We start from the raw sequence: 26254 nt of genomic DNA, 5'->3' as shown, positions 1-26254 counted from the left end.
TCGGGCTCACGTTTAGCAGGCCAATGAAAAATCGGCCGAGTTGATGTTGGCGTGACGGCGTTTTTCGCGTATTATAAGAGCAAGTCTCCTCATACCTTGGTGAGGTTGCGGCCGATGCGGACTCATGATGAGCAGCGTGCATCCGTTTGGACGACGTTGCAGCCGGAAGACACCGTGCCCGGCGATCATCCGTTGCGCCCGATGCGCGTGATGGTCAACGAAATTCTGCGCGAACTCTCGCCGGAGTTTTCCAAGCTCTACTCCCGACGGGGCCGGCCATCGATCGCGCCGGAGAAGCTGCTGCGAGCCTTGCTGTTGCAAATGTTCTACTCGATCCGCAGCGAGCCGATGCTGCTGGAGCAGTTGCGTTACAATTTGCTCTTTCGTTGGTTCGTGGGCTTGAGCATGGACGACAAGATCTGGGACCCCTCGACGTTCAGCAAGAACCGCGATCGGTTCTTGAATGGCGAAATCTCCGAGCGGTTCTTCGCCGCTGTGGTCGAGCGGGCGCGTGCCGACGAACTGCTCTCGAACGAGCATTTCACCGTCGATGGGACGCTAATCGAGGCGTGGGCCAGCCACAAGAGCTTTCGGCCCAAGTCGGACGACGAACCGCCGACCTCGAGCGGCGGTCGCAACGAGGGCGTGAACTTTCGTGGCCGGCCGCGCAGCAACGAGACGCACGTCTCGAGTACCGATCCGGACGCGCGGTTGTACCGCAAGAGCAGCGGCGCGCCGGCGATTCTCGGCTATCTCGGACATGCTCTGATGGAGAATCGCAACGGCTTGATCGTCGGCGTGAAGACCACTCGCGCGACCGGGATCGCCGAACGCGAAGCAGCGCTGGAATTGATTCGCGGGGTCAGCGGAAGCAACCGAATCACGCTCGGTGCCGACAAGGCGTACGATACCAAAGACTTTGTCGAGGCGTTGCGAGCGCTCAACGTGACGCCGCACGTTGCTCAAAATACGACCCGTCGCCGCAGCGCGATCGACCGCCGAACCGTCCGCCATCCGGGCTACACGGTGAGTCAACGCAGGCGCAAGTTGATCGAGGAGAGCTTCGGGTGGGGCAAGACGATCGGCCGATTGCGCAAGGTGCATTTCCGCGGGCTTGATCTGGTCGGCGACATTGTGCGCTGGACGGCCGCGGCGTACAACTTGATCAGGATACGCAATCTGAGGGCCGCGACATGATGCGAAGTGATGCTGACCCGAGGGGCGTTTTCGAGATGAACCGCTCGGCAACGGGCTTCGAGAGGTCCGCCGACCTCCCGAAAACCGTGCTGAACGGGCAGTTCGCGAACCACGCGCCGATTTTTTCACGGGGCTGTTAGAGAGGACGCGCGATGTCATATTTCGTTCGAGCGCTCGCGCTCGCGGGCGTATTTACGGTTACCGCAGCCGCGGCGTCGGCGCAGAGCACGGGTGAAGCGCCTGCGCCGATGTCGGCGACCGTGCCGCCGAAGGCACCCACCTACCCCGTTCCCGTCAAGCCGGACTTCTCGTCGATGAAGTTTCTGCTGGGCACGTGGAAATGCGCCACGCACAGCGAGCGGCGCGGAAACGAAGCGTCGCTCGCGACCATCACGTACACGATGGCGCCCGACGGCTACTTCATGAAGTCGCTCACAAAGTCGCAGAAGGTGTCATACGCTGCCGTCGGTTATACAGCCACCGATTGGTACACCTACGACAACGACGCGAAGCGCTGGATCGACGTCACCGTAGGCTCCTCGGGCGCGTACGGATACTCGACATCAATGGGTTGGCAGAACAGCTATATGCTGTGGGGCGCGGATTCGTTTCTCCCGAACGGCGACGTTACGTCGAGCACCGGAACGCTCATGACGAAGATCAGCGACACGAAGTATACGACGAAGCAAGCCTTTACGACGGCGGCCGGTCTGCTCAACCGCGTCACCGGGAGCTGCGCCAAGCAGTAGACCGGAGGGGGCTGATGCGAAAAGCGTCAGGAGCGACGCGTGTTCGCTCAGAGAGCGCCGACCGGCGCTTTGGCGAGTCGGAATTTCACTTCGCCCGTCACCACTTCGATGGGTTTGGTGAGCACGTCGCCGAGGTTCTCGCGCGTCCACGCCAGCGCGCGCTGATTCGACTCCTCGGCGGCGGCGCGATCGGTGAACGCTGAGAGCGTGACGCCGCGATCTTCCGTGGACGCCACGAGCAGCCCGTACGAGCAGAACCCGCGCATCCCGCTCAGCAGCGGGACGAGGCCGTCGGCAACGCGCTTCGTCGCCTGGTCGATGTGTTCGCGTTTGATCTCGAAGCGCCGCATCACGCCGTAGCCGGGCTGCGTGCCCTCGTTGACGTGACGCACCGGGATGCGTCCGGTCGTGACGCGCGGCGGTGCCGTTACCGCGTCTTTCAGATTCGCCTTCGCCCACTCGGCCGCAATCACGTTCGACTGCTCGGCTTGCGCCTGCGTTTCGAAGATGCTCGTCGTGACGATTTCGTCGCCTCCGACATATGTGAACGAATACGACACGAAACCCGGCGCGTTGCTGACGATGGGGACGAAGTGGTCGCGCGTGAGCCGCACGACCTCGTTCAATTTTCCGGGCTGTAACCGGTATTCGCGAATCGATCCGACCATGGGGAGACCAACTTTGCCAAACGCCCGCACAAAATCGTGCGAAACCTACGCGCTTCCGCAGCGGAGGTGCATGACCTTGAAGCATATCGTGTGATGCTCGCAGACGCGCTGTCGGAAGTGGGACGCGCCGGCCCGTTGCGGGTTCTTCCGGTATGGGTCTTTTGGACTAGGCAAGGACGACTCTGCGCCGGAGGAGGAGCGGGGGACGCTCGCCCAATCGGTCTCCTGCGGAGTCCGATCGCTATGCTTGATTATTACGGTCTCATCGCGAAGACGAACAGCGTGCTCGACGAGCAAATCGCCGTGCACGGCCACCATCGCGTCTTCTTCACCGAAACCAACGAGTACGCCGAGTGGCGGCGCGACGTGTTCGCAGTGCGGCTCTTCCGCGGGCAGACCGCCGCGACGGCGAACTACTCGTTCTACAAGAACGGGTCGCGCTGCGGCCGCAGCAACTTCCTGGTCAGCGACGAAGAGGGCGCAGCCGAACTCGCCGCCGCCGTCCTCGACCACGCCGGCGGGCGCGAACGAGTCTACTGACGCCGCAACAGGAGGGACCGCTCCGCTGCTCTTGAAAAGCACTCAGCGTTTGCCGATACTGAAGACGGCAGAGCGTCCGTCCGCCTCCCGAGCCCACCTGAATGCGAGTCAGCATCTCAAAAACGCAACTCCCCTCCTGCGAGTGCGGCCATGTCGCGGCCGTGCATGACGATCAGGGTTGCGTCGCGTTGATCTACGGGCACGACAACTCGGTGCGAGACTGCCCGTGTCGGGGCTTCGCTGAAGCGACCCTACCGAACGCGCTGAAGTCCGCGTAGCCGTCCGGTCCGGCGGGCCTCCGCCCGGGGGGCCGCTACGCGCGTGCCGACGGCAGCACGACGACGCGCGCGGTCTGCGCCGCCGCGTAGGCGGCGTGGGCGAGATCGGCGCCCAGGCCCAGAATGCCGGCGACGACGATCACGGTGGCGACGATGGTCCGCAGCATGACGAATTCTCCTGTAAACTATTTCCTTAGGTCTCGATGGGAGGAGCATACTTTGGCGGCTCTTCGAAGTCAACTAAAAAAACAGTTAAAAAAGCCGGGCGCGGGTGACCGGAGCGCGCGAACACGCGCGCGAACGCCTCGCGGATGGCGACCGAACCGCGCTGGAAATTCGACGGGGTGCGCGTGATCCAAGGGTGCGATCTCGACCCGAACACACCTCAGACGGACGGGATGAATCGCGCCGCGGCGATCACCGCGGCGCGCTGCGGGGCGCAGAAGCTCTGGGCCGGATCGGTGACGATCCACCCCGACGCGAAGACCGGCGCACACCATCACGGCGAAGTGGAGAGCGTCATCTACGTCGTGCGCGGCCGGGCGCGGATGCGCTGGGGCGAGCAGCTCGAGTACTTCGCTGAGGCCGGGCCCGGCGATTTCATCTTCGTCCCGCCGTACGTGCCGCATCAGGAGATCAACGCATCGTCGGGCGAGCCGCTGGAGTGCGTGGTCGTGCGCAGCGGCCAGGAACCCGTCGTGGTCAACCTCGACATCCCGATCGTCGAGTCGCCCGAACCGGTGCGCTGGGTCGACGACATCCACCTTACGTAGACGGATCCCTCGCTCGCCTGATGGCGAACGCAGCCCGGTCACATTGTCACACTCGTCGTTCGAATCGGAAGGGGTCCCCGCACGCGAGCTCCGAACGCGTGGCGTAATGCACCGGCCCCTTACGCTGCGTTCCGCAGCGGCAATGTTCGTCATTGCTGCGGCGGCGCTCACCGCCGTTCCGGCCGCCGCCCAGACGCCGCTTTCCAGCGAAGCGACGTACGCCGTCGTCCTGCGCACGCTCAATCCGAAACTTCCCGTCGAGACAGCGCGCGCGTACGCGCGCTCGGTGATGGCCAACGCGTGGCGGACCCATTTGGATCCTCGCTTCATCATGTCGATCGTCACGGTGGAATCGCGGTGGCGATCCAACGCCGTCTCGCGCGTCGGCGCGCGCGGCCTTGGCCAACTGATGCCGCAGACCGCCGCCAACCTCGGCGTCGATGCGTGGAGCCCCGGCGACAACCTGCACGGCACGTCGAGCTATCTCAAGAAACTGCTCGATCATTTCGCAGGGAAGAAAAACGCCGTCACGCTTGCGATCGCGGGTTACAACGCGGGACCCAAGGCCGTCGAACGCTATCACGGCGTTCCGCCGTACAGCGAGACGCAGAACTACGTCGTGCGCGTGCTGCGCGTGTGGAAAACGCTCAACGCGCGCATCGGCAACGCGTTCGCGCCGGCGCCCGAAGCGATCGCCGCAAAGACGCCCGACGAGCGCCAATGGGTGACCACCAGCGAGAGCGCGCTTTCGCCGGCCGTCGTTGCGCCTGCGCTAGCGCCCGCGGCGCCTGCTGCGGCGACGACCGGCGCCGGCGCGGCCGACGCCGCCGGCCCAGGCTCGGTTCAGCCCATCAAGTAACCAGCCGCGACGCGGCACGGTCCTGAGCAACGTGAGGACCGCAGACGCCTTTCGGCCGTCGATGCGCGCATGCGCGATCGACGCCTTCGGCGGCCCCGAGAAACTCCTCGTTCGCGACGTCCCGGTGCCGTCGATCGACCCGCACGAAATACTCGTGCGCGTCGACACCGCCGGGATCGGTCCGTGGGACGTGAAGGCGCGCCGCGGCGCGTGGGCCGACGGCAGCGAACGGTTCCCTCTCATCCTCGGCGCCGACGGCTCGGGAACGATCGCCGCCGTCGGAGCGGACGTCCACGTATTCCAAGTCGGCGACGCGGTCTACGGCTTCCTGGCAGGCGAGCGCAAGGGCGGATTTTACGCCGAATTCGTGGCGATCTCGGCGGAGCACGTCGCGCCCATCCCGGCCGGGCTCGACTTTCGCGAAGCCGGCGGCCTGCCGGTCGCGGGGATCACCGCGCTGGCGGGGATCGACGACGCGCTCGGAGTCCGCAGCGGACAGACCGTACTCGTCCACGGGGCGACCGGCGGCGTCGGCTCGGCGGCCGTGCAGTTCGCACAGCGCCGGGGAGCCCGCGTGATCGCGACCGCACGCGGCGCGGAGGGCGTGCACCTCCTCGATCGATTGGACGTCGATCTCGCGATCGACGTCCTGCACGAAGACATCGTCGGCTCGGTGCGTCGCGTCAGCCCCGGCGGCGTCGATGCCTTGCTGGCCCTCGCCGGCGGACACGCCCTCGAACGCGCGCTCGATGTGCTGCGCCAGGGCGGCCGCGCGGCCTATCCCAACGGCGTCACGTTCGTCCGGCGCGACGGGATCGACGCGTGCGCCTTCGACGGCGTCCCGAGCCCGACGGCGTTCGCCCGGCTGGCCGCTACCGTCGAAGCCGGCGACTTCGAGATGCCGATCGCGGGGACGTTCGCGCTAGAGAACGCCGAGGAGGCGCACCGGCGGCTCGAACGCGGACGCGTCCACGGCAAGATCATCCTCGCCGTCGCCGGCGTCGAGGACGCGATCGCGAACGTCGCCTAGCGGCGGTTCACTGCCGCGACGGCGACGTGCTCGGCGCGGGCGTGGCCGAAGCCGCCGCGGAGGCCGCGGCGCTGGGCTGAACCGACACCGCCGCCGGTGCCGCGGTCCCGCCGCTCACCGGATGCGGGAGCGCGTAGAGCGCGAAGACCGCTGGCCGATTCGCGATCAGCTTCAAGGTCTTCTCGCTCGATGCGAACAGGATGCGCTGCGGCGGCAGCGTCGGCGCTGCGGTGGCCGCCGGGACTCTCGATGCGCCGCCCAGCGGCGACATGCTCTGCCCGGAGAACGGGACGTTGCCTCCCATCCCCGTGGGGCCGCTCGAGCGCGTCCCCGTGCTCGGCACGGCCGTGGCGGCATCCGATGCGGCAACGTTCGGCGCAACGTTCGCCGCGGCTGCCGACCGCGCGGCTGCGGGCGGCGGCGTCGAACTGCGGTCGAGTTCGGCGACCGCGAGACGGTACGACTCGTCCTTCTCGCCGGCGTTCCACAGCGCCAGGCCGAACTCGCCGTCGCGATACTGCGTTGCGATGTCGCGCGGCACATCGAGCGCGAAGCGCGGATAGCTTTCGAGCGTCACGTCATGCGTGGGCAGCAGCGTGACGTAGGCGAGCGCGCGCGCGGGATGCTCGCGCGAGCGCTTCTTCTTGCCTTTGCCGCTCTCGAGGTTGAGATCGGGGCCGTCGTTCGGCTTCTTCACCGAGAGCGACGCGCCGACCGCGATGGAGACGGGCGTCGGCGCCGGCGCGGCGCTCGCGTTCTTCGCCGACGCGCTCGGCGATTTTACGGGATCGGGCGCGACCTTCGGAAACGCGATCGCGCCAGAGTAGCCGCCGATCTCGGGCAGACTTTGAAACGCCGTCGACTCGCCGACCGTCAGAATGACGCTGGACGAATCAGGAACCGGCGAGGGCGTCGCGTTGCCGAAGCCGGGCGACGCAAGGGTTTGCGGCAGCCCGCTCCCCGAACCGAAGGAACCCGAGCATGCCGCGAGCGCGCTGAGCGCGATCCCGGCCAGAACGAAGACGCGTTGCTGAAAACGCACGCAGGGCGGTTCCGCGCCGCGTCAGGCTGAGCCTGTTGCGAGGCTCACGACGGCGGCAGGTCTTGCGCGCGAAGCGCCATCCGAAACGCGCGTGCGTGGGGAGCAGCTGCCTGCACGAGCACCAGCTTGACCGGGACGAACTGCGCCGGAAGCGAGAACGCGATCGCCGTGCGCGCCGCACTTCCCGGTTCGAGACTCCAGCCGTCGTCGATGGGACGACCCGTCACCGTGATTCCGTCCGCATCCGACAGCGTCGCATCGAAGTAGCCGTGGTTCTCGTGATGCGTTCCGTTGCTGACGATCGCGCGGAACACGAGCGGTCGTTCCCCCGCGGCATTGGCGTGCACGTTGTCGTTCGGGCCGGGATTCTGCAGCGACATCGCGCGCACGCGCAGCGTGCCGTTGAAGAGGACCGACGCGAACGTCCCGCTCACGCCGGCGATCTGGTTTGCGCCGCCGGGAATCGGCGCGGGGCTCGTCGCGGCATAGGCGGCGCCGCCGCCGAGCACGACCGTCAGCAGCGCGGCTGCGGTCGTTCCGGCAACGCGCCGGGGATTCGTTCGTTTGGTCATACGCTCTGATGCCGGGACCGGCATCAAAGCGCCTTCCCTCGCGTGCGCTACTCGCCCGCCGGCGATTCGCTCGCGACGTAGACCTCGGCGCCCGCGGCGAGAAACTCCGCCGATTTCTGCTCCATCCCGCGTTTCGCGTAGTCGCGCACGTCCTGCGTGATCTTCATCGAGCAGAAATGCGGTCCGCACATCGAGCAGAAGTGCGCGACCTTCGCGCCCGCCGCCGGAAGCGTCTCGTCGTGCATCGCGCGCGCAGTGTCGGGATCGAGGCTCAGATTGAACTGGTCCTCCCAGCGAAACTCGAAGCGCGCTTTCGAGAGCACGTCGTCGCGATGGCGCGCGCCGGGATGCCCTTTCGCGAGATCCGCCGCGTGCGCCGCGAGCTTGTACGTGATCACGCCGACCTTCACGTCGTCTTTGTTCGGCAAGCCCAGGTGCTCTTTGGGCGTCACGTAGCACAGCATCGCCGTGCCCATCCAGCCGATCATCGCCGCGCCGATTCCGCTCGTGATGTGATCGTAGCCGGGAGCGATGTCGGTAACGAGCGGCCCGAGCGTGTAGAACGGCGCCTCGTGACACACCGCGAGCTGGCGGTCCATATTCTCCTTGATCAGGTGCATCGGAACGTGACCGGGACCTTCGATCATCACCTGCACGTCGTGCTTCCACGCGACCTGCGTCAACTCACCGAGCGTCTCGAGTTCGCCGAACTGCGCCTCGTCGTTCGCATCTGCCGTGCAGCCCGGCCGCAGGCCGTCGCCGAGCGAGAAGGTCACGTCGTACGCCTTCATGATCTCGCAGATCTCGTCGAAGTGCGTGTAGAGAAAATTCTCCTGATGGTGGGCGAGACACCACTTCGCCAGGATCGAGCCGCCGCGCGAGACGATCCCGGTGATCCGGTTCGCCGTCAGGGGGACGTAGCGCAGCAGCACGCCGGCGTGCACGGTGAAGTAGTCGACGCCTTGTTCGGCCTGTTCGATCAGCGTGTCGCGATAGATCTCCCAGGTGAGCTCCTCCGCTTTTCCGCCGACTTTCTCCAGCGCCTGATAGATCGGCACGGTGCCGATCGGCACGGGGCTGTTGCGGACGATCCACTCGCGCGTCTCATGGATGTTCGCGCCGGTCGAGAGATCCATCACGGTGTCGGCGCCCCAGCGCGTCGCCCACACCATCTTCTCGACTTCTTCCTCGATCGACGACGTCACCGCGCTGTTGCCGATGTTGGCGTTGATCTTCACCAGGAAGTTGCGGCCGACAATCGTCGGTTCGAGCTCGACGTGGTTGACGTTGGCGGGGATCACCGCGCGTCCGCGCGCGACCTCGCTGCGCACGAACTCGGGTTCGAGACCCTCGCGGATCGCGACGAACTCCATCTCCGGCGTGATCTCGCCGCGCCGTGCGTAGTGCATCTGCGAGACGTTGCCGCCGTTGCGCGCCCGGCGAATGGGGCGCGGTGAGGGGAAGCGGATCGCGTCGAGCTCCGGCATCGCCTCGCGCCCCAGCCGGTAGACCGACGATGCTTTGGCGAGCGTCTCGGTGTCGCCGCGGCGCGCGATCCACGGTTCGCGGATCGCCGCGATCCCGTTGCGCACGTCGATTCCGACGTCGGGATCGGTGAACGGACCCGACGTGTCGTGCACGGTGTGGATCTCGCCGTCGGTCAGGGCGATCGCGCGGAACGGAACGCGGATCGACGGGTCGCTTCCCTGCGCGTAGACCTTCGTCGACGACGGAAACGGGTCGCGCGACAGAACGTCGTTGGTCGGCGGGATCATGGTCGCCATCGTGCACTCCTCTTCGCCGGTATGACCCGGATCAGGTGTTGTCGGTCGACGGTCGAGCACCGTCCTCTCAGTCCGGCATGTCGGACTCCCGCAGCTTGTCGTTGAACGTACGCCGAGGCGCCCGCGCTGTCAAGGACGAAGCAAACGGCGGACGGAACGCGCCGCGCGATGAGCACTCGGCGCAGCGCGCTTGCGATCGTCGCGCTGGCGCAGCTTGCGGTCGGTGCGGCGGCGATCTTCGCGCGCTTCGCGCTCGCCGCCGGAGGACCGATCGCCGTCTCCTGCGGACGGCTCACGATCGCCGCGCTGGTGATGCTGGCGCTCGCCGCCGCGCGCGGGTGCCTGCGAGTCGTCGACCCCCGCACCGAACTGCGTCTGGGCGGGGCGGGGCTGCTGCTCGCGCTGCACTTCGCCGCCTGGATCGCGTCGCTGACGATGGCGTCGGTCGCGATCGCGACCCTGCTGGTGTGCACCGTCCCGGTGTGGACCGAGCTGTACGTCGTCGCGCGCACGCGGCGCGTCGACCGCATCGTCGCGCTCAGCGTGCTGGGCGCGCTCGCCGGCGTCGCGATCGTCGTCGGCGTCCCCGACCGGGCGAACACGCCGGCCGGAATCGCGCTCGCGCTGATCGGCGCGATCGCGTTCGCGGCGTACCTGCTCGCGGTGCGCGCTGTCGACTCGCGCTACGACACCCTCGCGGTGACCGCTCGAACCTACGCGTATGCGGCGCTCGCCCTGGCCGTCGCGACGCTCGCAGTGCGCGACCCGTTTCCGCCGGCCGGCGACGTGCGCGCGTGGGGCGGGATCCTCGCGATGGCGCTCGTCTCGCAGCTGTTCGGTCACACCGCGATGAACGCCGGCGTGCGGATCCTCAGCGCGACCCTCGTCTCGACCTTCACCCTGCTGGAGCCGGTGATCGCGGCGCTGCTCGCCGCCTGGCTCTTCGGCGAGCGGCTCGGCGGCGGGACCGCGCTCGGCGCCCTCGTTATCCTGGCCGCGATCGGCGCGGCGCTCACCCAGCAACCGGAATCGCGCCCCGACGCATAATTGTAGCTTGCATTTGCACCGATTTCGTGGCGTTATTGACAGGTCACGATATATCGCGTAACGTCCAAGTCGAGCAGCCAATGTCCGATCCTGAGCTTGCGTTTCACATCCTCGCCGTGCTCGACGACGACCCTCAGTACGGCCGCGACATCCCCTTCGAGATCGCCAAACGGCGCGACGGCCCGGTGCCGCGCGCGTCCGACGTCGACGCTCTGCTGCGGACCCTCGACGACGGAGCGTTCACCAATTCGACGATCCGTTTCGGCAAACGGCTCTACGAGATCGCGCCGCGCGGCAGCGCCTACCTGGCGTGGTTCGCCGAGCGTATCGGCGCCTGACCCGACCGGTATACTGGCGGCATGTCCGCCTGCCGCACGCTCTCTGGGCGGTCGCGCTGTTCGCCGCGTTGCTCGCGCCGCGTCGCTCGCGGCCACCGCGCGTGCCGGGCCGGCACCGTCGGCGATCCCCGACTGCGCGGGCAAGCCGGTCGAGCGCCCGCACGAGATCGTTTTCGCCTGCGGCGATGGCAATGCGCTCGCACGCAATCTGCAATGGACCGGCTGGGGGAGCACGTTCGCCGCCGCAGTCGGCACGTTCTCGGCCAACGACTGCACGCCGAACTGCGCGGCGGGACATTTCGCGCGGTGCGCAAACCTGCCCCGAGGGTCGCGGCGCCTACGCGACGGTGACGTACGCGTTCATCGGCCGCTCACCGTATCCGCCGAGCGCGCAGAATCAGACGGTCCCCTTCGCCTGCGCGCCGCGCGCGTAGCGCGCTATGCCGCGTCGATGCGACGCAGGACGGCGATCAGTTCGGCGACGCTCCACGCCTGTGCCGGACAGCCGCGCGCCGCGTGCGGCGCGTCGCCGTCGGCGATTTCGCCGAGCGTCCCCAGCGCGTCGAGTTCGAGCGCGTCGATCAGCGGTGCGACGAACGCGCGGGCGCGTTCGCGGTAGCCGTAGGCGCGCAGGTACGCGCGCACGAACGCGCCCGCGAGCCACGGCCACACCGTCCCTTGGTGATAGGCGGCGTCCCGCTCGCTCTGCGGGCCGCAATAGACACCCCGATACCGCGGGTCGCGTGGATCGAGCGTGCGCAGCCCCAGCGACGTCCACAGCCGCGCCGCGCATGCGTCGACGATTGCCCGCACCTGCGCTGCATCGAACGCGCACGCGTCGAGGCTGACGGCGACGAGCTGATTCGGACGAAAGCTGACGTCGTCGCCGTCGGGGCCGTCGAGCACGTCGGCGCACCAGCCGCGCTCGGCGTTCCAGTAGCGCTGCATCGACGCGGCCGTCCGGTCGGCGAGGGCGCGGTACTCGTCGGGCGCGTCACCGAGCCGCTGCGCAAACGTCTCGCAGGCGCGCAGGGCGTTGTACCACAGCGCGTTGATCTCGATCGGCTTGCCGCGGCGGGGCGTGATCACGCGGTCGCCGACCTTCGCGTCCATCCACGTCAACTGCACGCCGTCTTCGCCGCCGCGCACCAGACCGTCGCCGTCGATGCCGATGCCGAACCGCGTTCCGCCGCGGTACCCGTCGATCACCGCGCGCACCGCAGGGATGAGTTCGCGCAGCAGGGCGGCGTCGCCGGTCAGCGCGACGTACGCGCGAAGCGCTTCGACGAACCACAGCGATGCGTCGATCGTGTTGTACTCGGCCGGCCCGCCCGCGTCGGAGAAACGATTGGGGATCAGCCCGTCGCGCATCTGCGCCGCGTACGTGCGCAGCACCGCGGCGGCGTCGCTCGCGCGCCCGGTGCCGAGCAGCAGTCCCGGGATCGCGATCATCGCATCGCGCCCCCAGTCCGCGAACCACGGATATCCGGCGACGATCGACGTCCCCGCGTCTGCACCGTCACCGCGCCGCGTGACGAACGCGTCGGCGGCAAGCGCGAGGCGTCCGAGCAGCGGCGCCGGCATCTTCGCCGCGCGATTCCGGTTGGCGGCGCGGCGCGTCGCGACGAGCGCGCACGCATCGTCGCCGACGGCGGGATCGAGCGTGAGGACGGCGCCGGCCGCCGCATCGGGCCCGAGCGTCCACGCGAGCGTCAGCGCGTGCAGGTACTCGTCGGTGTCGGGGAAGCCGCGTTCGGTCTCGCGCGCGAACGCGAAGCCTTCGTACCGCTCCGACGCCGCGGTGGCCTGCGCGCCCGGCGCCAGGACGTGCAGCGTGCGCCGCGCCTCGGGGAGCGCGATCGTGCTCGCGCCGGCGCCGGCGCCGACGGTGAACGCGTCGCTCGGCGGCAGCGCGCCGCCGTGATGATCGCGGTCGGCGACGACGAGCCGCCCGCGGATCGCGAGAGGCGAGCGCGCGCGCAGCACGCGCAGTTCGATCGCGATCGCGTCTGCGTCGTGCGGCATCGCGTAGGTGACGGCGAGCAGCGCATCGCCGAGCGCGTACGTCCAAGTCGGAAGACCGTCCTTGAGCGCAAACGCCTCGACGAAGCGATAGCCCAGCGGTGCGATCGCCCCGGAACGCCAGCGATTCGTCCCCAATGCATACGACGTGCCGTCGTAGTCGGCATCGAGCTCCAGCCGCGCGACGAGGAGACGGCGCTGCACCGGCGGATCGAGCGCCGCGACCAGCAGGCCGTGATAGCGCCGCGTCAGCGTGCCGGCGACCGTTCCCATCGCATAGCCGCCGCGTCCGTTCGTCAGCAGCCATTCGCGCGACTCGGCCATGACGACATCGCCGCACAGAGAACGCCCGTACCGCACGCTCCCCTCGTTCCGACGCGCGCCGCAACGCACCTGGCTCTCGCGCCGCGCTCAGGATCACATCGCGCGCGCGGCGAGAAAGGAAACCGGCCGCCCGGCCACCGAGAGCACGGGATGGAGCGCAACCCCGAGCGCGATCGGATCGAGGTCGCGATCCGCAAGGACCAACGATGGATCCGCTGGGGCCCGTACCTGAGCGATCGGCAGTGGGGAACGGTGCGCGAGGACTACAGCGCCGACGGCGACGCGTGGAGCTACTTTCCGTTCGAAATGGCGCGGCTGCGCGCGTACCGCTGGGGCGAAGACGGGATCCTCGGCATCTGCGACAACCATCAGCGCCTGTGCATCGCGCCCGCGTTCTGGAACGAACGCGACGAAATTATCAAAGAGCGGCTGTACGGTCTGGGCGGGCACGAAGGCAACCACGCTGAGGACGTCAAGGAATACTGGTGGCACCTCGACGCGGTGCCCTCGCACGCCTATCTGAAGGCGCTCTACCGCTATCCGCACGCGGCGTTTCCGTACGCGCAGCTGCGCGAGGAAAACGCACGGCGCGGCCGCGCCGGCCGCGAGTTCGAGCTGATCGACACGGGCGTCTTCAACGGCGACGCGTACTTCGATATCACGGTCGAGTACGCGAAGCGCGCGCCCGACGACATCCTCGTGCGCTATACCGCGACCAATCGCGGCGCCGTCGCCGCGCCGCTGCAGCTCATTCCCCAGCTGTGGTTCCGCAACGAGTGGTCGTGGCGAGCGGGAACGCCGCGCCCGTCGGTTCGCGACGCGTCGCCGGACGCTTCGGTGCTCGCGGTCGAGCACGCGACCCTCGGAAAGCGCTGGATCTTCACCGACGGCGGCGCCGCCGAGATCCTGTTCACCGAGAACGACACCGACTTCGAGCGCGCGTTCGGGGTCGCGTCGCCGTCGCCGTTCGTGAAGAGCGGGATCGACCGCGCGGTGCGCACGAACGACCGCACCGGGATCAACCCGGCGCGCACCGGCTCGAAGGCGGCGCTCGTATATCGCTGGACGATCGAACCGGGCGCGACGCACACCGTGCGTCTGCGGATGAGCGACGATCCGCGCGCCGGCGGGATCGACGGCCGGTTCGACGCGACCTTCGACGAGCGCGAACGCGAAGCGGACGCGTTCTACGCCGACCTCGCGGCGAAGCTCGATCCCGAAGCGGCACTGATCCAGCGGCGCGCCTTCGCCGGCTTGATCTGGACGAAGCAGTTCTACAACTACGTCGTGCGCGACTGGCTCGACGGCGATCCGTCGACGCCGACGCCGCCGGCGCAGCGCAAGCACGGCCGCAACGCGAACTGGCGCCACCTCTACAACGACGACGTGCTCTCGATGCCCGACGGCTGGGAGTATCCCTGGTACGCGTCGTGGGATCTGGCGTTCCACGTGATCCCGTTCGGACTCATCGATCCGAAGTTCGCGAAGGATCAGCTCGTGCGGCTGACCCGCGAGTGGTACATGCACCCGAACGGTCAACTCCCCGCCTACGAGTGGGCGTTCGACGACGTCAACCCGCCGGTGCACGCGTGGGCGGCGCTGCGGCTCTACAAGATCGAAGCGAAGCGCAGCGGCGGCGCCGGCGACTACCGTTTCCTCGAGCGCGTCTTCCAAAAACTGCTGATGAACTTCACCTGGTGGGTGAACCGCAAGGACGTCGCCGGGAAGAACGTCTTCCAAGGCGGGTTCCTCGGCCTCGACAACATCGGCGCCTTCGACCGGAGCGCCCGCCTGCCGGAGGGCGCGACGCTCGCGCAGAGCGACGGCACGTCGTGGATGGGCGTCTACGCGCTCAACATGCTCGCGATCGCGGTCGAGCTCGCGAAGACCGAAGAGATCTACGAAGACGTCGCCGAGAAGTTCTTCGAGCACTTCCTGATCATCGCCGACGCGATGAACTCCCAGCGCGACGACGATCGCGGCCTGTGGGATCCCGAAGACGAATTTTACTACGATCAGCTCTTCCTGCCCGACGGCGAACGGATCGCGGTGCAGGTGCGCAGCATCGTCGGGATCCTGCCGATTTTCGCGGTCGAGCCGATCCCGGCAGGCGCGCTCGAACAGCTCCCGCGTTTGAAAGCACGCGTCGAGTGGGTTCTCAGCAACCGTCCCGAACTCGCGGAGAACGTCGCGCGGATGGATATCGGCGGGATGCGCGAGCGCCGCCTGATGGCGATCGTCAATCCCGATCGCTTGCGCCGCATCCTGCGCCGCGTCTTCGACGAGAACGAGTTTCTCTCGCCGCACGGGATCCGGATGCTCTCGCGCTATCATCGCGACCATCCGTACGTGCTGCGGGTCGGCGGCACCGAGTTCCGCTGCGACTACGAGCCGGCCGAGTCGACGAGCGGCCTGTTCGGCGGGAATTCCAACTGGCGCGGTCCGGTGTGGATGCCGCTCAACTACCTGCTCATCGAAGCACTGCAGAAGTTCCACTACTATCTCGGCGACGCGTATACGGTCGAGTTTCCCACCGGCTCGGGGGTGATGATGACGCTCTGGGAGATCTCGCTTGAACTGCAGCGCCGGCTCGTCGCGATCTTCCGGCGCGGCGCGGACGGTCGGCGGCCGTTCAACGGCGACAACGCGACGCTGCAGTCCGACCCGCACTGGCGCGACCAGATCTCGTTTCACGAGTACTTCCACGCCGAAACCGGCGAGGGGCTGGGCGCGTCGCACCAGACCGGCTGGACGGCGCTGGTCGCGAAGATGATCCAGCAGCTCGGCGATTACGGCGGCCCGTTCCACCCGCAGGTCGCCGCCGACTTCGAGGTTCTCGCCGAGACCTAGCGAATCGCGAGAGGAACCGCACGGCGCGAGCAGGGAGTGACCGCGCGTGGCACGCTACGATCTCGCCGTCATCGGGTCCGGTCAGGGCGGCGTGCCGCTCGCGGTCGACGCCGCCTCGCAGGGGCGCAGCGTCGTGCTGTTCGAGCGCGGCGCGTTCGGCGGCACGTGCGTCAACGTCGGCTGTACGCCGTCGAAGGCGTTCCTCGCGTCGGCACATTCCGCCGGGCGCGCCCGACGGACCGCCGAGATCGGCGTTCATTGCGAGGTGCGCGTCGACGCACCGGCCGTGCTGCAGCGCGTGCGGCGCATCGTCGGCGTGTGGCGCGAGGGCGTCGAAGAGAAACTCGCGCGTTCCGCGGTGCACGTCGTGCGCGCGGAGGCATCGTTCGACGCGCCGCACGTCCTGCGCGCCGGCGACGATACGTACGAGGCCGACGTCGTCGTCATCGACACCGGTACGAGCGCGGCGATCCCGGATCTCCCCGGTCTGGCGGGAACGCCCTATCTCACCAACGCGAACTTCTTTTTGCAGGACGCGCTCCCGAAGCACCTGATCGTCCTGGGCTCGGGATACATCGGGCTCGAACTCGGACAAGGCGCGGCGCGGCTCGGCAGCGACGTCACCGTCGTCACGCCCGACGACCGGCTCGTCGCGCGTGAAGAGCTCGACACCTGCAGCGTCCTGACGCGCGCGCTCGCACGCGACGGGATCAGCGTTCTGCTCGAACGGCGCGCTGTCGCGGTCGCGCACGACGACGGACGCTTCGAGGTCACGCTCGACGACAAGACGGTGCTCTCCGGCGACGGGCTCCTGATCGCGATCGGCCGTCGGCCGACGATCCCCGCGGGGACCGTCGAGCGCGCCGGGATCGCGCTCGACGCGCGCGGCTTCGTGCAGTGCGACGAGCACCTGCAGACCTCGGTGCCGAATCACTACGCGCTCGGCGACGTCGCGGGTCAGCCGCAGTTCACCCACGTCTCATGGGAAGACTTCCGGCGCCTGCGCAGCATCATTGTCGGCGACCGCTCGCGCACGCGCAGCGATCGCGTTCTCGGATACGCGATGTATACGGAACCGCAAGTCGGCCGCGTCGGGATGACGCGCGACGACGCGCAGAAGGCCGGCATCCCGTGCCGCGACGTGACCTACCAGCTCGCCGACGTCGCGCGCGGGATCGAGTGGAATCTCGAAGACGGCTTCTTCCGGTTGGTCGTGCACGCGCAAACCGACGCAATTCTGGGCGCGACGTTCGTCGGCTACGAAGCCGGGGAACTGATCCACGTGATCCTCGCGCACATGGAAGCCGGCTCGACGTGGCGCACGATCGAGCGATCCGTCCACATCCACCCCACGTTCGCCGAAGGCATCCCCTCGCTCGCACGGCTGCTGCTGTGAAGGTCGACGCGCGGCTCGCGGCCGTGGTGCAGGGCACCAACGGCGATCCGTTCGCCATCTTGGGACCGCACACGCTGGGGACCGGGACCGTCATCCGCGCGATGCTGCCCCGCGCGCGGCGCGTGCGCGTCGTCGACGCGGGCGGCGCGCAGCTCGCCGACGCGGAGCTCGTCGACGACGCGGGGCTGTTCGAAGCGTACGTCGTCACGGCGCCGCCGCACTACCGCCTGCGCATCGACGACGATCGCGGCGAATCGCAGACGATCGAAGATCCGTACCGCTTCGGCACCCTGCTCTCCGATTTCGATCTCTGGCTTATCGGTCAAGGCGACCACCGCGAGCTCTACCGCGTCCTCGGCGCGCATCCGCAGACGATCGACGGCGTCGCGGGGACGCGTTTCGCCGTGTGGGCGCCGAATGCGCGCCGCGTCAGCGTCGTCGGGGATTGGAACGCGTGGGACGGACGCGCGCACCCGATGCGCCTGCGGCGCGAGGTCGGCGTGTGGGAGATCTTCCTGCCCGGCGTGGGCGAGGGCGCGCGCTACAAGTACGAGCTGCTCGGCGCGCGCGGCGGATTGCTGCCGCTGCATGCCGACCCGTTCGCGTTCCGCAGCGAGAAACGGCCGGCGAATGCGTCGATCGTGACGGCCGAGTCGCGGTACGTTTGGCGCGACGAGGCCTGGATGCGCGAACGCGGGCCCAAACAGCAGCGCGACGCGCCGATCCAGATCTACGAAGTCCACCTCGGTTCGTGGAAACGCGTTCCCGAGGAACACGATCGCTTTCTCACCTACCGCGAGCTCGCCGACGAACTGATCCCCTACGTGCGCGGCCTGGGCTTCACGCACATCGAGCTGCTACCGGTGACGGAGCATCCGTTCGATCTGAGCTGGGGATATCAGACCACCGGATGGTTCGCGCCGACGAGCCGGTTCGGCGAGCCCGACGAGTTCCGCGCGTTCGTCGACGCCGCGCACCGTGCCGGGCTCGGCGTCATCCTGGACTGGGTGCCGGGCCACTTTCCCACCGATGCGCACGGTCTGGCGCGCTTCGACGGAACGCCGCTCTACGAGCACGCCGACGCGCGCGAAGGCTATCACGCCGAGTGGGGGACGTACGTCTTCAACCTAGGGCGCGGCGAGGTCGCGAACTTTTTGATCGCCTCGGCGCTCTACTGGCTGCGTGAGTTCCACATCGACGGGCTGCGCGTGGACGCGGTCGCCTCGATCCTGTACCGTGATTATTCGCGCAACGAAGGGGAATGGGTTCCCAACGTGTACGGCGGACGCGAAAACCTCGAAGCGGTGGCGTTCCTGCGCCGTCTCAACACCACACTCTACGGCGAGGTCCCGGGGATCGCGACCTTCGCCGAGGAGTCGACGGCGTGGCCCGGCGTCACCGTTCCCGTCGACCACGGCGGCTTGGGCTTCGGCTACAAGTGGAACATGGGCTGGATGCACGACACGCTGAAGTTCATGGAACGCGATCCGCTCTATCGCGGCTACCATCTCGGCGAGATCTCGTTCGGCTTGATCTACGCGTTCAGCGAGAACTTCGTGCTGCCGCTCTCGCACGATGAAGTCGTGCACGGCAAACGCAGCCTGCTCGGGCGGATGCCGGGGCCCGAAGCGGCGCAGTTCGCCAGCGTACGTCTGCTGTACGGCCTGATGTGGGCGCATCCGGGCAAGAAACTGCTCTTCGCCGGCGGCGAGTTCGCGCAGCGCGGCGAGTGGCGCGCGCAAGCCTCGCTCGACTGGCACCTCACGCGCGCCGCCGAGCACGCGGGGATGCAGCTGCTCGTCACCGACCTCAACCGGCTCGCGCGCGAGCGCGCCCCCCTGCACCAGCGCGATGCCGAGCCCGACGGCTTCGAGTGGCTCGCCTACGACGACGCGCGCAACGGGGTCGTCGCGTTCATCCGCTGGGACGAACGGCGCGACGGGCACCTGGTGTGCGTCTGCAATTTCAGCGGCGCGACGCATCACCGCTATCGTCTTGGCGTTCCGCGGCGGGCGCGCTACGCGGAAGTGCTCAACACCGACGCGGCGGTGTACGGCGGCGGGGATACCGGGAACGGCGGCGCCGTCGAGGCCGACGATCGTCCCGCGCACGGCAAACCGCAGTCGCTCGAGCTCACCGTGCCCGCGCTCTCCGCCCTCTGGCTCGCACCGTGATCGCAGCCCGGCGACGCGTCGAGGCGGGACTGCCCTATCCGCTCGGCGCCACGTGGGACGGCAAGGGCGTCAACTTCGCGCTCTTCAGCGCCCACGCGGAAAAGGTCGAACTGTGCGTCTTCGACGCGCGCGGCCGTCGCGAGCTCGAACGGATCGCGCTCCCCGAGTACACCGACGAGGTGTGGCACGGGTATCTCGCCGACGCGCGGCCCGGGATGCTGTACGGCTATCGCGTCTACGGCCCGTACGATCCCGCGCGCGGCCACCGCTTCAACCATCACAAGCTGCTGCTCGATCCCTACGCGAAGGCGCTCTCGGGGAGTCTGCGCTGGAGCGACGCGCACTACGGCTACCGCATCGGCTCGCATCGCGAAGACCTCTCGTTCGACCGGCGCGACAACGCGGGCGGGATGCCCAAGTGCGTCGTCGTCGAGAGCGCGTTCACGTGGGGGAACGACCAGCGACCGAGCGTGCCCTGGACGCGTACCGTCTTCTACGAAGTGCACGCGCGCGGGTTCACCGTCGCGCATCCCGCCGTGCCGCACGCGCTGCGCGGGACGTTTGCCGGGCTGGCAACGTCGGCGGTCGTCGGCTACCTCCACGACCTCGGCGTCACCACGCTCGAACTGCTCCCCGTGCACGCCTTCATCGACGACCGCCGGCTCGTCGAGCAGAAGCTGCGCAACTACTGGGGTTACAATTCAATCGGCTTCTTCGCGCCGGAACCGCGCTATCTGCTGGGCGATCCGAACGAGTTCAAGACGATGGTGAAGCACCTGCACGAGGCGGGGATCGAAGTCGTGCTCGACGTGGTGTACAACCACACCGCGGAGGGGAATCACCTCGGTCCGACGCTTTCGTTCAAGGGGATCGACAACGCGACATACTACCGGCTCGCCGAAGATCCGCGCTACTACGACGACATGACGGGCACCGGCAACACGCTCGACGTGCGTCACCCGCGCGTGCTCCAGCTCGTGACCGACTCGCTGCGCTACTGGGCCGAGGAGATGCACGTCGACGGCTTCCGGTTCGATCTCGCACCGGCGCTGGCGCGCGAGAACCACGGCTACGCGCGCGACGCGGCGTTCTTCAAAGCGCTCGCGCAAGACCCGGTGCTCTCGCGGGTCAAGCTCATCTCCGAACCGTGGGACGTCGGCTTGGGCGGCTACCAATTGGGGAATTTTCCGCCGGGCTGGTCCGAATGGAACGGCAAGTACCGCGATACGGTGAGGCGCTTCTGGCGCGGCGATCTCGGCGTGCTCCCCGAGCTCGCATCGCGGTTGGCGGGCTCGTCGGACCTGTTCGAACATCAGGGCCGGCGGCCGCGATCGAGCGTCAACTTCGTCACCGTGCACGACGGCTTCACGCTCACCGATCTGGTCTCGTACAACCACAAGCACAACGAGGCAAATCACGAAGGCAACCGTGACGGCGCCGACGACAACTTGAGCTGGAATTGCGGCGCCGAAGGCGCGACCGGCGACGACGAGATCGTCACCCTGCGCGAGCGCCAGAAGCGCAACTACTTCGCGACGCTGCTGCTCTCGCTCGGCGTCCCGCTGATCCTCGCCGGCGACGAGCACGGCCGCACCCAGCGCGGCAACAACAATGCGTACTGCCAGGACAACGAGATCTCGTGGGTCGACTGGAGCGCGCTCAGCCCGCACGATCTCGCGCTTGCGGACTTCGTGAAGACGCTGCTGCGGCTGCGCGGCGGTCACCCGGCGTTCGAACGCGACGCGTTCTACCGCGGCGCGCCGATCGACGCGAGCGGCCGCAAAGACATCGCGTGGATCCGGCCCGACGGCGCCGAGATGGAGAACGGCGACTGGGGCTCCGACCACCGCACGATCGGCTTCTTCTTGGGTGCGCGCCCGATGCTGTTCGTCGCGATGAACGCGTCGCCCGACGACGTGACGTTCACGCTCCCGGAATCGCACCGCCGCATCTCGTGGTCGCTGGTGCTCGACACCGCGATCGAGGGCGGCGTGCGCCGCGGCGTCCCGGTGGACGCCGTGGTGGAGTATCCGATGATCTCGCGCTCGCTCGCGGTGTTCGCCGGAAGCGTGCGGTGACGCTGGTCGCACGCGAGTACGTCGACGCGCTGGGGACGCGGCGCGCGGCCCCGCCCGAGACCGTCGCGCAGTTCGAGAGGCTCGTCGACGCGCAGGCGCACCCCGTCACGCCGCCGGTCCGTACGGTCCGCGAGGGCGAGCCGGTGACGCTCGACGTCACGCTGCCGCAGATCAGCTGGCCGGAGACGCTGCGCTGGACGCTCGTGCGCGAGGACGGTTCGACAGAGCGCGGCGAGCTCGCACTGCGCGACGCACCGGTCGTCGCGACCGAACCCGGCGACGTGACCTTCGATACGCGCCGCGTCACGATCCCAGCGACGGTGCCGCTGGGGATTCACCGGATCGACTTCACCGTCGCCGCGTTCGCCGACGCGACGGCGCACGTGACCGTCGTGCCGGAGCATGCGTACCCTCCGAGCGGCCGCACGTGGGGGATCGCGCTGCAGCTCTACACGCTGCGTTCCGAACGCAACGACGGGGTCGGCGACTTCGCCGACTTGCGCGCGGTCTGCGCGCTGCTCGGCGAGCGCGGCGCATCGTATGTCGGAATCAACCCGCTGCACGCATCGTTTCGCGGCGATCCCGACGCCGCGAGCCCATACTCGGCCTCGTCGCGGCGCTGGCTCAACTGGCTGTGCATCGCGGTCGACGAGGTGCCCGAGGCGCGCGACCCGTCCGTCGCCGCGCTGCTCGCCGACCCTGCGCGCGCGCAGCGGCAGGCGCGTCTGCGCGCGGCGGGCGACGTCGACTACGCCGGCGTCGCGGCGATGAAAGACGAAGCGTTGCGCGCATGCTTCGCGGTCTTGGAGCGCGACGAGACGCGGCGCTATGCGTTCCTTGCTTGGTGTGTCGAGCGCGGTGAGGCGCTGCGCCGGTTCGCGACGTTCGACGTGCTCGCGGCGCGCTTCGGGCGCAGCCTGGCCGCGTGGCCGCCACCCTACCACAGCCCCGATGCGCCCGACGTCGCGCTGTTCGCCGCCGCCGAGTCCGACGAGGTGCAGTTCGCGATGTACCTGCAGTGGCTGGCGGCCGAACAACTCGCCGCCGTCGCGCGCGACGCCGCCAAGCACGGCGTGCGGCTCTATCGCGATCTCGCCGTCGGCGTCGACGCGAACGCCGCCGATGTCTGGGCCGACGCCGGCACCTACGTCCCCGGCGTCTCCGTCGGCGCGCCGCCCGACGTCCTCAACACGCTCGGTCAGGACTGGGGCCTGCCGCCGCCGCATCCGGGCGAACTGGGCCGCGACGGTTATCTCGGACTGCTCGCGCTGCTGCAGGCCAACTGCCGCGACGCCGGCGCCCTGCGTATCGATCACGCCTTCTCGCTCGCGCGGCTCTACTGGATCCCGCGCGGCGCGGGCGCGCGCACCGGAACCTACGTCGCGTATCCGCTGGACGATCTGCGCGGGATCGTCGCGCTCGCGAGCGTGCGCGAGCGCTGCGTGGTGATCGGCGAAGATCTCGGGACCGTCCCCGAGGGCTTTCGCGACCAGATGGAAGCGACCGGCATCCTCTCGTATCGCATCCTGCTCTTCGAACGGACGCTCGACGGCGCGTTCATCCCGCCCGAAGCGTACCCAGCACTCGCGCTCGCCGCATCGGGGACACACGATCTCGCGACGATCCCCGCATGGCTGCACGGTGAAGATCTCGGGTTGCGCGACCGGCTCGGATTCCTCGAGACGCCGCTCGACGCGGAGTATGCGGCCCGCGAGCGCGACCGCGACGCGCTGCTCGACGCGTTGATCGCGCACGGCGATCTCGATCCCGCGCAATGCGACGACGAGATCGCCGTCGTGATCGCGGCGAACCGCTACCTCGCCGCCGCGCCGTGTGCTATCGTGATGGCACAACTCGACGACATCCTGGGCGAACGCATGCCGGTGAACGTCCCGGGGACCTCCCACCAATACCCAAACTGGCGCCGGAAACTCGGCACGGACGTCGACTCGCTGGCGTCGGACGAGCGCCTGCGCCGGCTCTGCACCACGCTCGCGCAGATGCGACCGAGGGTACCGTGAAAGCAGTCTTGATGGCGGGCGGCGAGGGTTCGCGCCTTCGTCCCCTGACCTCGCGCCGACCCAAGCCGCTTGCGCCCGTCGCCGGGATCCCGGTGATGGAACACATCGTCAACCTGCTGAGCGCGCACGGGTTCGGCGAGATCGTCGCGACGCTGCACTATCTTGCCGACGAGATCGAAGCCTGGTTCGGGGACGGCAGCGCCAACGGCGTCACCATGCACTACGTCGTCGAAGACACGCCTCTGGGGACCGCGGGCGCGGTGAAGATGGCGAACGATCTGCTCGCCGGCGACACGTTTCTCATCATCAGCGGCGATGCGCTCACCGACGTCGACCTCTCGGCGCTCGTCCGCCATCACAAAGAGCAGAAGAACGACGTCACGATCGCGCTGCAACGCGTCACCAACCCGCTGGAGTTCGGCGTCGTCGTGACCGGCGAGGACGGACGCATCGTGCGCTTCCTCGAGAAGCCGTCGTGGGGCGAGGTGTTCTCCGACACGATCAACACCGGGATCTACGTGCTCGAGCCCGGGATCCTCGACCTGATGGAACGCGGCAAGATCTACGATTTCTCGAAAGATCTCTTTCCGCGCATGCTGCACGAAGGCAAGAAGCTGGGCGGCTGGGTGTTCGACACCTATTGGACCGACATCGGCAACCTCGAACAGTACCAGCAGGCCAACTATGACGCGATCGAACGGAAAGTCGCGATCTCGTTCTCCGGCGACGAAGTGCGGCCCGGCGTGTGGGCGGGCGAAGGGACGACGATCGACCCGCAGGCGCATATCGAAGGGCCCGTCGTGCTCGGTCGCGAGGTCCGGGTCGGCGCCGGCGCAACGATCGTCGGACCGGCGGTGGTCGGCGACCACTCGATCGTCGAGCGCAACGCCGCGATCACGCGCAGCGTGCTGTGGGAAGACTGCTACGTCGGCGAGGAGGCGTCGCTCAACGACTGCACCGTCGCCGACCGCAACACGATCGAACGCCGCGCGACCGTGCAGGAAGCGAGCGTGATCGGCCGCGGCTGCACGCTCGGACACGGCTCGACGGTCAACGCGCACCTCAAGCTGTGGCCCGACAAGTGGGTCAACGCCGGCTCGATCGTCTCGATGTCGCTGATCTACGGCCAGAAGTGGCCGGGCTCGCTGTTCGGATCGGTGGGGATCAGCGGTCTGGCGAACCTCGAGATCACGCCGGAATTCGCGCTGAAGCTCGGCCAGGCGTTCGGAACGTCGCTGAAGTCGGGGCAGACGGTGATGACGAGCCGCGACACGCACCCTGCGTCGCGCGTGATGAACCGCTGCGTGATCTCCGGCCTCCTCAGCGTCGGGATCAACGTGCTCGATCTGCGTTCGTATCCGCTGCCGCTCGCGCGCTACGCGGTACGGGTGGGCGGCGACGGCGGCGTGCACGTTCGCGTTGCCCCCGACGACGCGAACGCGCTGGTATTCGAGTTCTTCGACCACACCGGGATCGGGATCGAGAAAGGCGCCGAACGGAAGGTCGAAAACCTCTTCTTCCGCGAGGATTTCCGGCGCACGCCGATGGACGAGGTCGGCCGGCTCGACTTCCCCTCGCGCGCGCTCGAACGCTACTCCGGCGCGTTCGTCGAATCGCTCGGCGCGAAAGCGCTCAAGGACGCCAACTTCCGGGTCGTGATCGACTACGCGTTCGGCAATGCCTCGATCGTCCTGCCGCAGATCCTCGGCACGCTGGGCGTCGAGCAGATCGCGCTCAACGCGTATTTCGATTCCGAGAAGGTGCGCACGTTCCGCAATGACCGCGAGCGGCATCTGCAGCAGCTCACGAGCGTGGTCAGCTCGCTGGAAGCGAACCTCGGCGTGCTGATCGACGCCGACGGCGAGACGGTCATCCTCGTCGACGACACCGGCGCGATCATCGGGCGCAACCGGCTGATGGCCCTGCTGACGCTGCTCGTCGCGCGGTCGAAGCCGGGCGCGCGGATCGCCCTGCCGCTCACGGTCCCCTCGGTCGTCGAGCGCATCGCCGCCGACAACGGCGCGACGATCGTGCGCACGCGCAGCGACCGCCGCTCGCTGATGAGTCTGGCGGAATGCGATCCGTCGATCGCGTTCGCGGGCGGGATGAACTACGAACTGATCTTCCCGGAGTTCCAGCCCGCGTTCGACGGGATCTACGCGGCAGCGAAGATCATGGAACTGCTCGCGGCGGAACAGCGCAAGCTCTCGCAGCTTGTCGCCACGCTCCCGGAATGGCACATCGCCGGGCGCGTCGTCGCCTGTCCGTGGGACCGCAAGGGCGCGGTGATGCGCTCGCTGCACGACGAAGCCGCGCACGCCGGCAACGGCAAGGTCGAGACGCTCGACGGCGTCCGGCTCGAGCGCAACGGCGGCTGGGTGCTCGTCCTCCCCGATGCGACCGATGCATCGGTGAACATCTGGGCCGAAGGCACCACCGACGACGACGCGGCGCGCTACGCCGATGAAATCGCCGGCCGCGTCCGCACGATCGCCGCCGGCTGACTCACGTC

General features: G+C 68.2%; 20 protein-coding genes. 14 read left to right on the top strand and 6 right to left on the bottom strand.

Translation table 11 applies throughout. The features are described 5' to 3' along the window. Positions 1 to 114: 114 nt before the first annotated feature. Both WPS_RS02375 and WPS_RS02370 read left to right on the top strand, forming a co-directional pair. The gene (locus WPS_RS02375) at positions 115 to 1197 is read left to right on the top strand and encodes an IS5 family transposase (protein WP_317994189.1); all 1083 of its coding nucleotides are present in this window, start codon (positions 115 to 117) and stop codon (positions 1195 to 1197) included. A 248-nt stretch (positions 1198 to 1445) separates the two neighbouring features. After that, positions 1446 to 1946, top strand: a complete 501-nt coding sequence (locus tag WPS_RS02370) for a hypothetical protein (protein ID WP_317996264.1) — start codon at positions 1446 to 1448, stop codon at positions 1944 to 1946. Positions 1947 to 1993: 47 nt separating this feature from the next. Here WPS_RS02370 and WPS_RS02365 read toward each other — a convergent pair whose 3' ends face one another. Further along, positions 1994 to 2614: an antibiotic biosynthesis monooxygenase gene (locus WPS_RS02365; protein ID WP_317996263.1), complete on the bottom strand. Its 621-nt coding sequence runs from the start codon at positions 2612 to 2614 to the stop codon at positions 1994 to 1996. Between the two features lie 243 nt (positions 2615 to 2857). On the opposite strand from WPS_RS02365, the gene WPS_RS02360 reads away from it, so the two are divergent. Then, positions 2858 to 3154 (top strand): hypothetical protein, encoded by a 297-nt coding sequence (locus WPS_RS02360; protein ID WP_317996262.1) that lies wholly within the window; start codon positions 2858 to 2860, stop codon positions 3152 to 3154. Between the two features lie 313 nt (positions 3155 to 3467). Here WPS_RS02360 and WPS_RS02355 read toward each other — a convergent pair whose 3' ends face one another. Then, a complete protein-coding gene (locus WPS_RS02355; protein ID WP_317996261.1) occupies positions 3468 to 3599 on the bottom strand; it encodes a hypothetical protein in 132 nt (43 codons plus the stop codon). Positions 3600 to 3743: 144 nt separating this feature from the next. Here WPS_RS02355 and WPS_RS02350 point away from each other — a divergent pair, with 144 nt between their 5' ends. The 3 genes from WPS_RS02350 to WPS_RS02340 all read left to right on the top strand — a co-directional run bounded on the left by WPS_RS02350 (position 3744) and on the right by WPS_RS02340 (position 6094). Further along, positions 3744 to 4205, top strand: coding sequence for a cupin domain-containing protein (locus WPS_RS02350; protein ID WP_317996260.1), 462 nt, complete (start codon positions 3744 to 3746; stop codon positions 4203 to 4205). A gap of 106 nt (positions 4206 to 4311) precedes the next feature. Then, positions 4312 to 5064, top strand: a complete 753-nt coding sequence (locus tag WPS_RS02345; protein ID WP_317996259.1) for a lytic transglycosylase domain-containing protein — start codon at positions 4312 to 4314, stop codon at positions 5062 to 5064. 31 nt (positions 5065 to 5095) lie between these two features. Continuing rightward, a complete protein-coding gene (locus WPS_RS02340) occupies positions 5096 to 6094 on the top strand; it encodes an NADP-dependent oxidoreductase (RefSeq protein WP_317996258.1) in 999 nt (332 codons plus the stop codon). Between the two features lie 7 nt (positions 6095 to 6101). Here WPS_RS02340 and WPS_RS02335 read toward each other — a convergent pair whose 3' ends face one another. Genes WPS_RS02335 through thiC form a run of 3 tightly spaced genes read right to left on the bottom strand, consistent with a single transcriptional unit; the run spans position 6102 to position 9492 of the window. Next, positions 6102 to 7136 (bottom strand): hypothetical protein, encoded by a 1035-nt coding sequence (locus WPS_RS02335; protein ID WP_317996257.1) that lies wholly within the window; start codon positions 7134 to 7136, stop codon positions 6102 to 6104. Between the two features lie 44 nt (positions 7137 to 7180). Continuing rightward, positions 7181 to 7708 carry a hypothetical protein gene (locus WPS_RS02330; RefSeq protein ID WP_317996256.1) on the bottom strand — a complete coding sequence of 176 codons (528 nt, stop codon included), beginning with the start codon at positions 7706 to 7708 and terminating at the stop codon, positions 7181 to 7183. Between the two features lie 47 nt (positions 7709 to 7755). Further along, positions 7756 to 9492, bottom strand: coding sequence for a phosphomethylpyrimidine synthase ThiC (gene thiC / locus WPS_RS02325; RefSeq protein WP_317996255.1), 1737 nt, complete (start codon positions 9490 to 9492; stop codon positions 7756 to 7758). A 168-nt stretch (positions 9493 to 9660) separates the two neighbouring features. On the opposite strand from thiC, the gene WPS_RS02320 reads away from it, so the two are divergent. Further along, positions 9661 to 10539: a DMT family transporter gene (locus WPS_RS02320; RefSeq protein WP_317996254.1), complete on the top strand. Its 879-nt coding sequence runs from the start codon at positions 9661 to 9663 to the stop codon at positions 10537 to 10539. A gap of 80 nt (positions 10540 to 10619) precedes the next feature. Further along, positions 10620 to 10877 carry a hypothetical protein gene (locus WPS_RS02315; protein ID WP_317996253.1) on the top strand — a complete coding sequence of 86 codons (258 nt, stop codon included), beginning with the start codon at positions 10620 to 10622 and terminating at the stop codon, positions 10875 to 10877. A gap of 438 nt (positions 10878 to 11315) precedes the next feature. On the opposite strand, the gene WPS_RS02310 is transcribed toward WPS_RS02315, so the two are convergent. After that, positions 11316 to 13223, bottom strand: a complete 1908-nt coding sequence (locus WPS_RS02310) for an amylo-alpha-1,6-glucosidase (RefSeq protein ID WP_317996252.1) — start codon at positions 13221 to 13223, stop codon at positions 11316 to 11318. A 150-nt stretch (positions 13224 to 13373) separates the two neighbouring features. Here WPS_RS02310 and WPS_RS02305 point away from each other — a divergent pair, with 150 nt between their 5' ends. The 6 genes from WPS_RS02305 to WPS_RS02280 are packed head-to-tail and all read left to right on the top strand — an operon-like array spanning position 13374 to position 26246. Then, entirely contained in the window at positions 13374 to 16073 is a 2700-nt protein-coding gene (locus WPS_RS02305; RefSeq protein ID WP_317996251.1) for an MGH1-like glycoside hydrolase domain-containing protein, read from the top strand. Positions 16074 to 16119: 46 nt separating this feature from the next. Further along, on the top strand, positions 16120 to 17469 hold the full coding sequence (locus WPS_RS02300) for a dihydrolipoyl dehydrogenase family protein (RefSeq protein WP_317996250.1): 1350 nt from the start codon (positions 16120 to 16122) through the stop codon (positions 17467 to 17469). Further along, entirely contained in the window at positions 17466 to 19643 is a 2178-nt protein-coding gene (glgB, locus tag WPS_RS02295; protein ID WP_317996249.1) for a 1,4-alpha-glucan branching protein GlgB, read from the top strand. The genes WPS_RS02300 and glgB overlap by 4 nt, the downstream gene beginning before the upstream one ends. Beyond that, entirely contained in the window at positions 19643 to 21721 is a 2079-nt protein-coding gene (gene glgX, locus WPS_RS02290; protein WP_405054985.1) for a glycogen debranching protein GlgX, read from the top strand. The genes glgB and glgX overlap by 1 nt, the downstream gene beginning before the upstream one ends. Further along, the gene (gene malQ, locus WPS_RS02285; protein ID WP_317996247.1) at positions 21718 to 23742 is read left to right on the top strand and encodes a 4-alpha-glucanotransferase; all 2025 of its coding nucleotides are present in this window, start codon (positions 21718 to 21720) and stop codon (positions 23740 to 23742) included. Before glgX ends, malQ begins: the two co-directional genes overlap by 4 nt. Then, positions 23739 to 26246: a sugar phosphate nucleotidyltransferase gene (locus WPS_RS02280; RefSeq protein WP_317996246.1), complete on the top strand. Its 2508-nt coding sequence runs from the start codon at positions 23739 to 23741 to the stop codon at positions 26244 to 26246. The genes malQ and WPS_RS02280 overlap by 4 nt, the downstream gene beginning before the upstream one ends. The last annotated feature ends 8 nt before the right edge of the window (positions 26247 to 26254 follow it).

Source organism: Vulcanimicrobium alpinum, from assembly GCF_027923555.1.
In the GTDB taxonomy this organism is placed as follows: domain Bacteria; phylum Vulcanimicrobiota; class Vulcanimicrobiia; order Vulcanimicrobiales; family Vulcanimicrobiaceae; genus Vulcanimicrobium; species Vulcanimicrobium alpinum.
This window is presented reverse-complemented; position numbering and strand designations above follow the sequence as displayed.

Excerpts from the sequence above, each read along its gene's own strand:
- WPS_RS02375 (WP_317994189.1), top strand. The coding sequence starts at position 115 with ATGCGGACTCATGATGAGCAGCGTGCATCCGTTTGGACGACGTTGCAG.
- WPS_RS02370 (WP_317996264.1), top strand. The coding sequence starts at position 1,446 with ATGTCGGCGACCGTGCCGCCGAAGGCACCCACCTACCCCGTTCCCGTC.
- WPS_RS02365 (WP_317996263.1), bottom strand. The coding sequence starts at position 2,614 with ATGGTCGGATCGATTCGCGAATACCGGTTACAGCCCGGAAAATTGAAC.
- WPS_RS02360 (WP_317996262.1), top strand. The coding sequence starts at position 2,858 with ATGCTTGATTATTACGGTCTCATCGCGAAGACGAACAGCGTGCTCGAC.
- WPS_RS02355 (WP_317996261.1), bottom strand. The coding sequence starts at position 3,599 with ATGCTGCGGACCATCGTCGCCACCGTGATCGTCGTCGCCGGCATTCTG.
- WPS_RS02350 (WP_317996260.1), top strand. The coding sequence starts at position 3,744 with ATGGCGACCGAACCGCGCTGGAAATTCGACGGGGTGCGCGTGATCCAA.
- WPS_RS02345 (WP_317996259.1), top strand. The coding sequence starts at position 4,312 with ATGCACCGGCCCCTTACGCTGCGTTCCGCAGCGGCAATGTTCGTCATT.
- WPS_RS02330 (WP_317996256.1), bottom strand. The coding sequence starts at position 7,708 with ATGACCAAACGAACGAATCCCCGGCGCGTTGCCGGAACGACCGCAGCC.
- thiC (WP_317996255.1), bottom strand. The coding sequence starts at position 9,492 with ATGGCGACCATGATCCCGCCGACCAACGACGTTCTGTCGCGCGACCCG.
- WPS_RS02320 (WP_317996254.1), top strand. The coding sequence starts at position 9,661 with ATGAGCACTCGGCGCAGCGCGCTTGCGATCGTCGCGCTGGCGCAGCTT.
- WPS_RS02315 (WP_317996253.1), top strand. The coding sequence starts at position 10,620 with ATGTCCGATCCTGAGCTTGCGTTTCACATCCTCGCCGTGCTCGACGAC.
- WPS_RS02310 (WP_317996252.1), bottom strand. The coding sequence starts at position 13,223 with ATGGCCGAGTCGCGCGAATGGCTGCTGACGAACGGACGCGGCGGCTAT.
- WPS_RS02305 (WP_317996251.1), top strand. The coding sequence starts at position 13,374 with ATGGAGCGCAACCCCGAGCGCGATCGGATCGAGGTCGCGATCCGCAAG.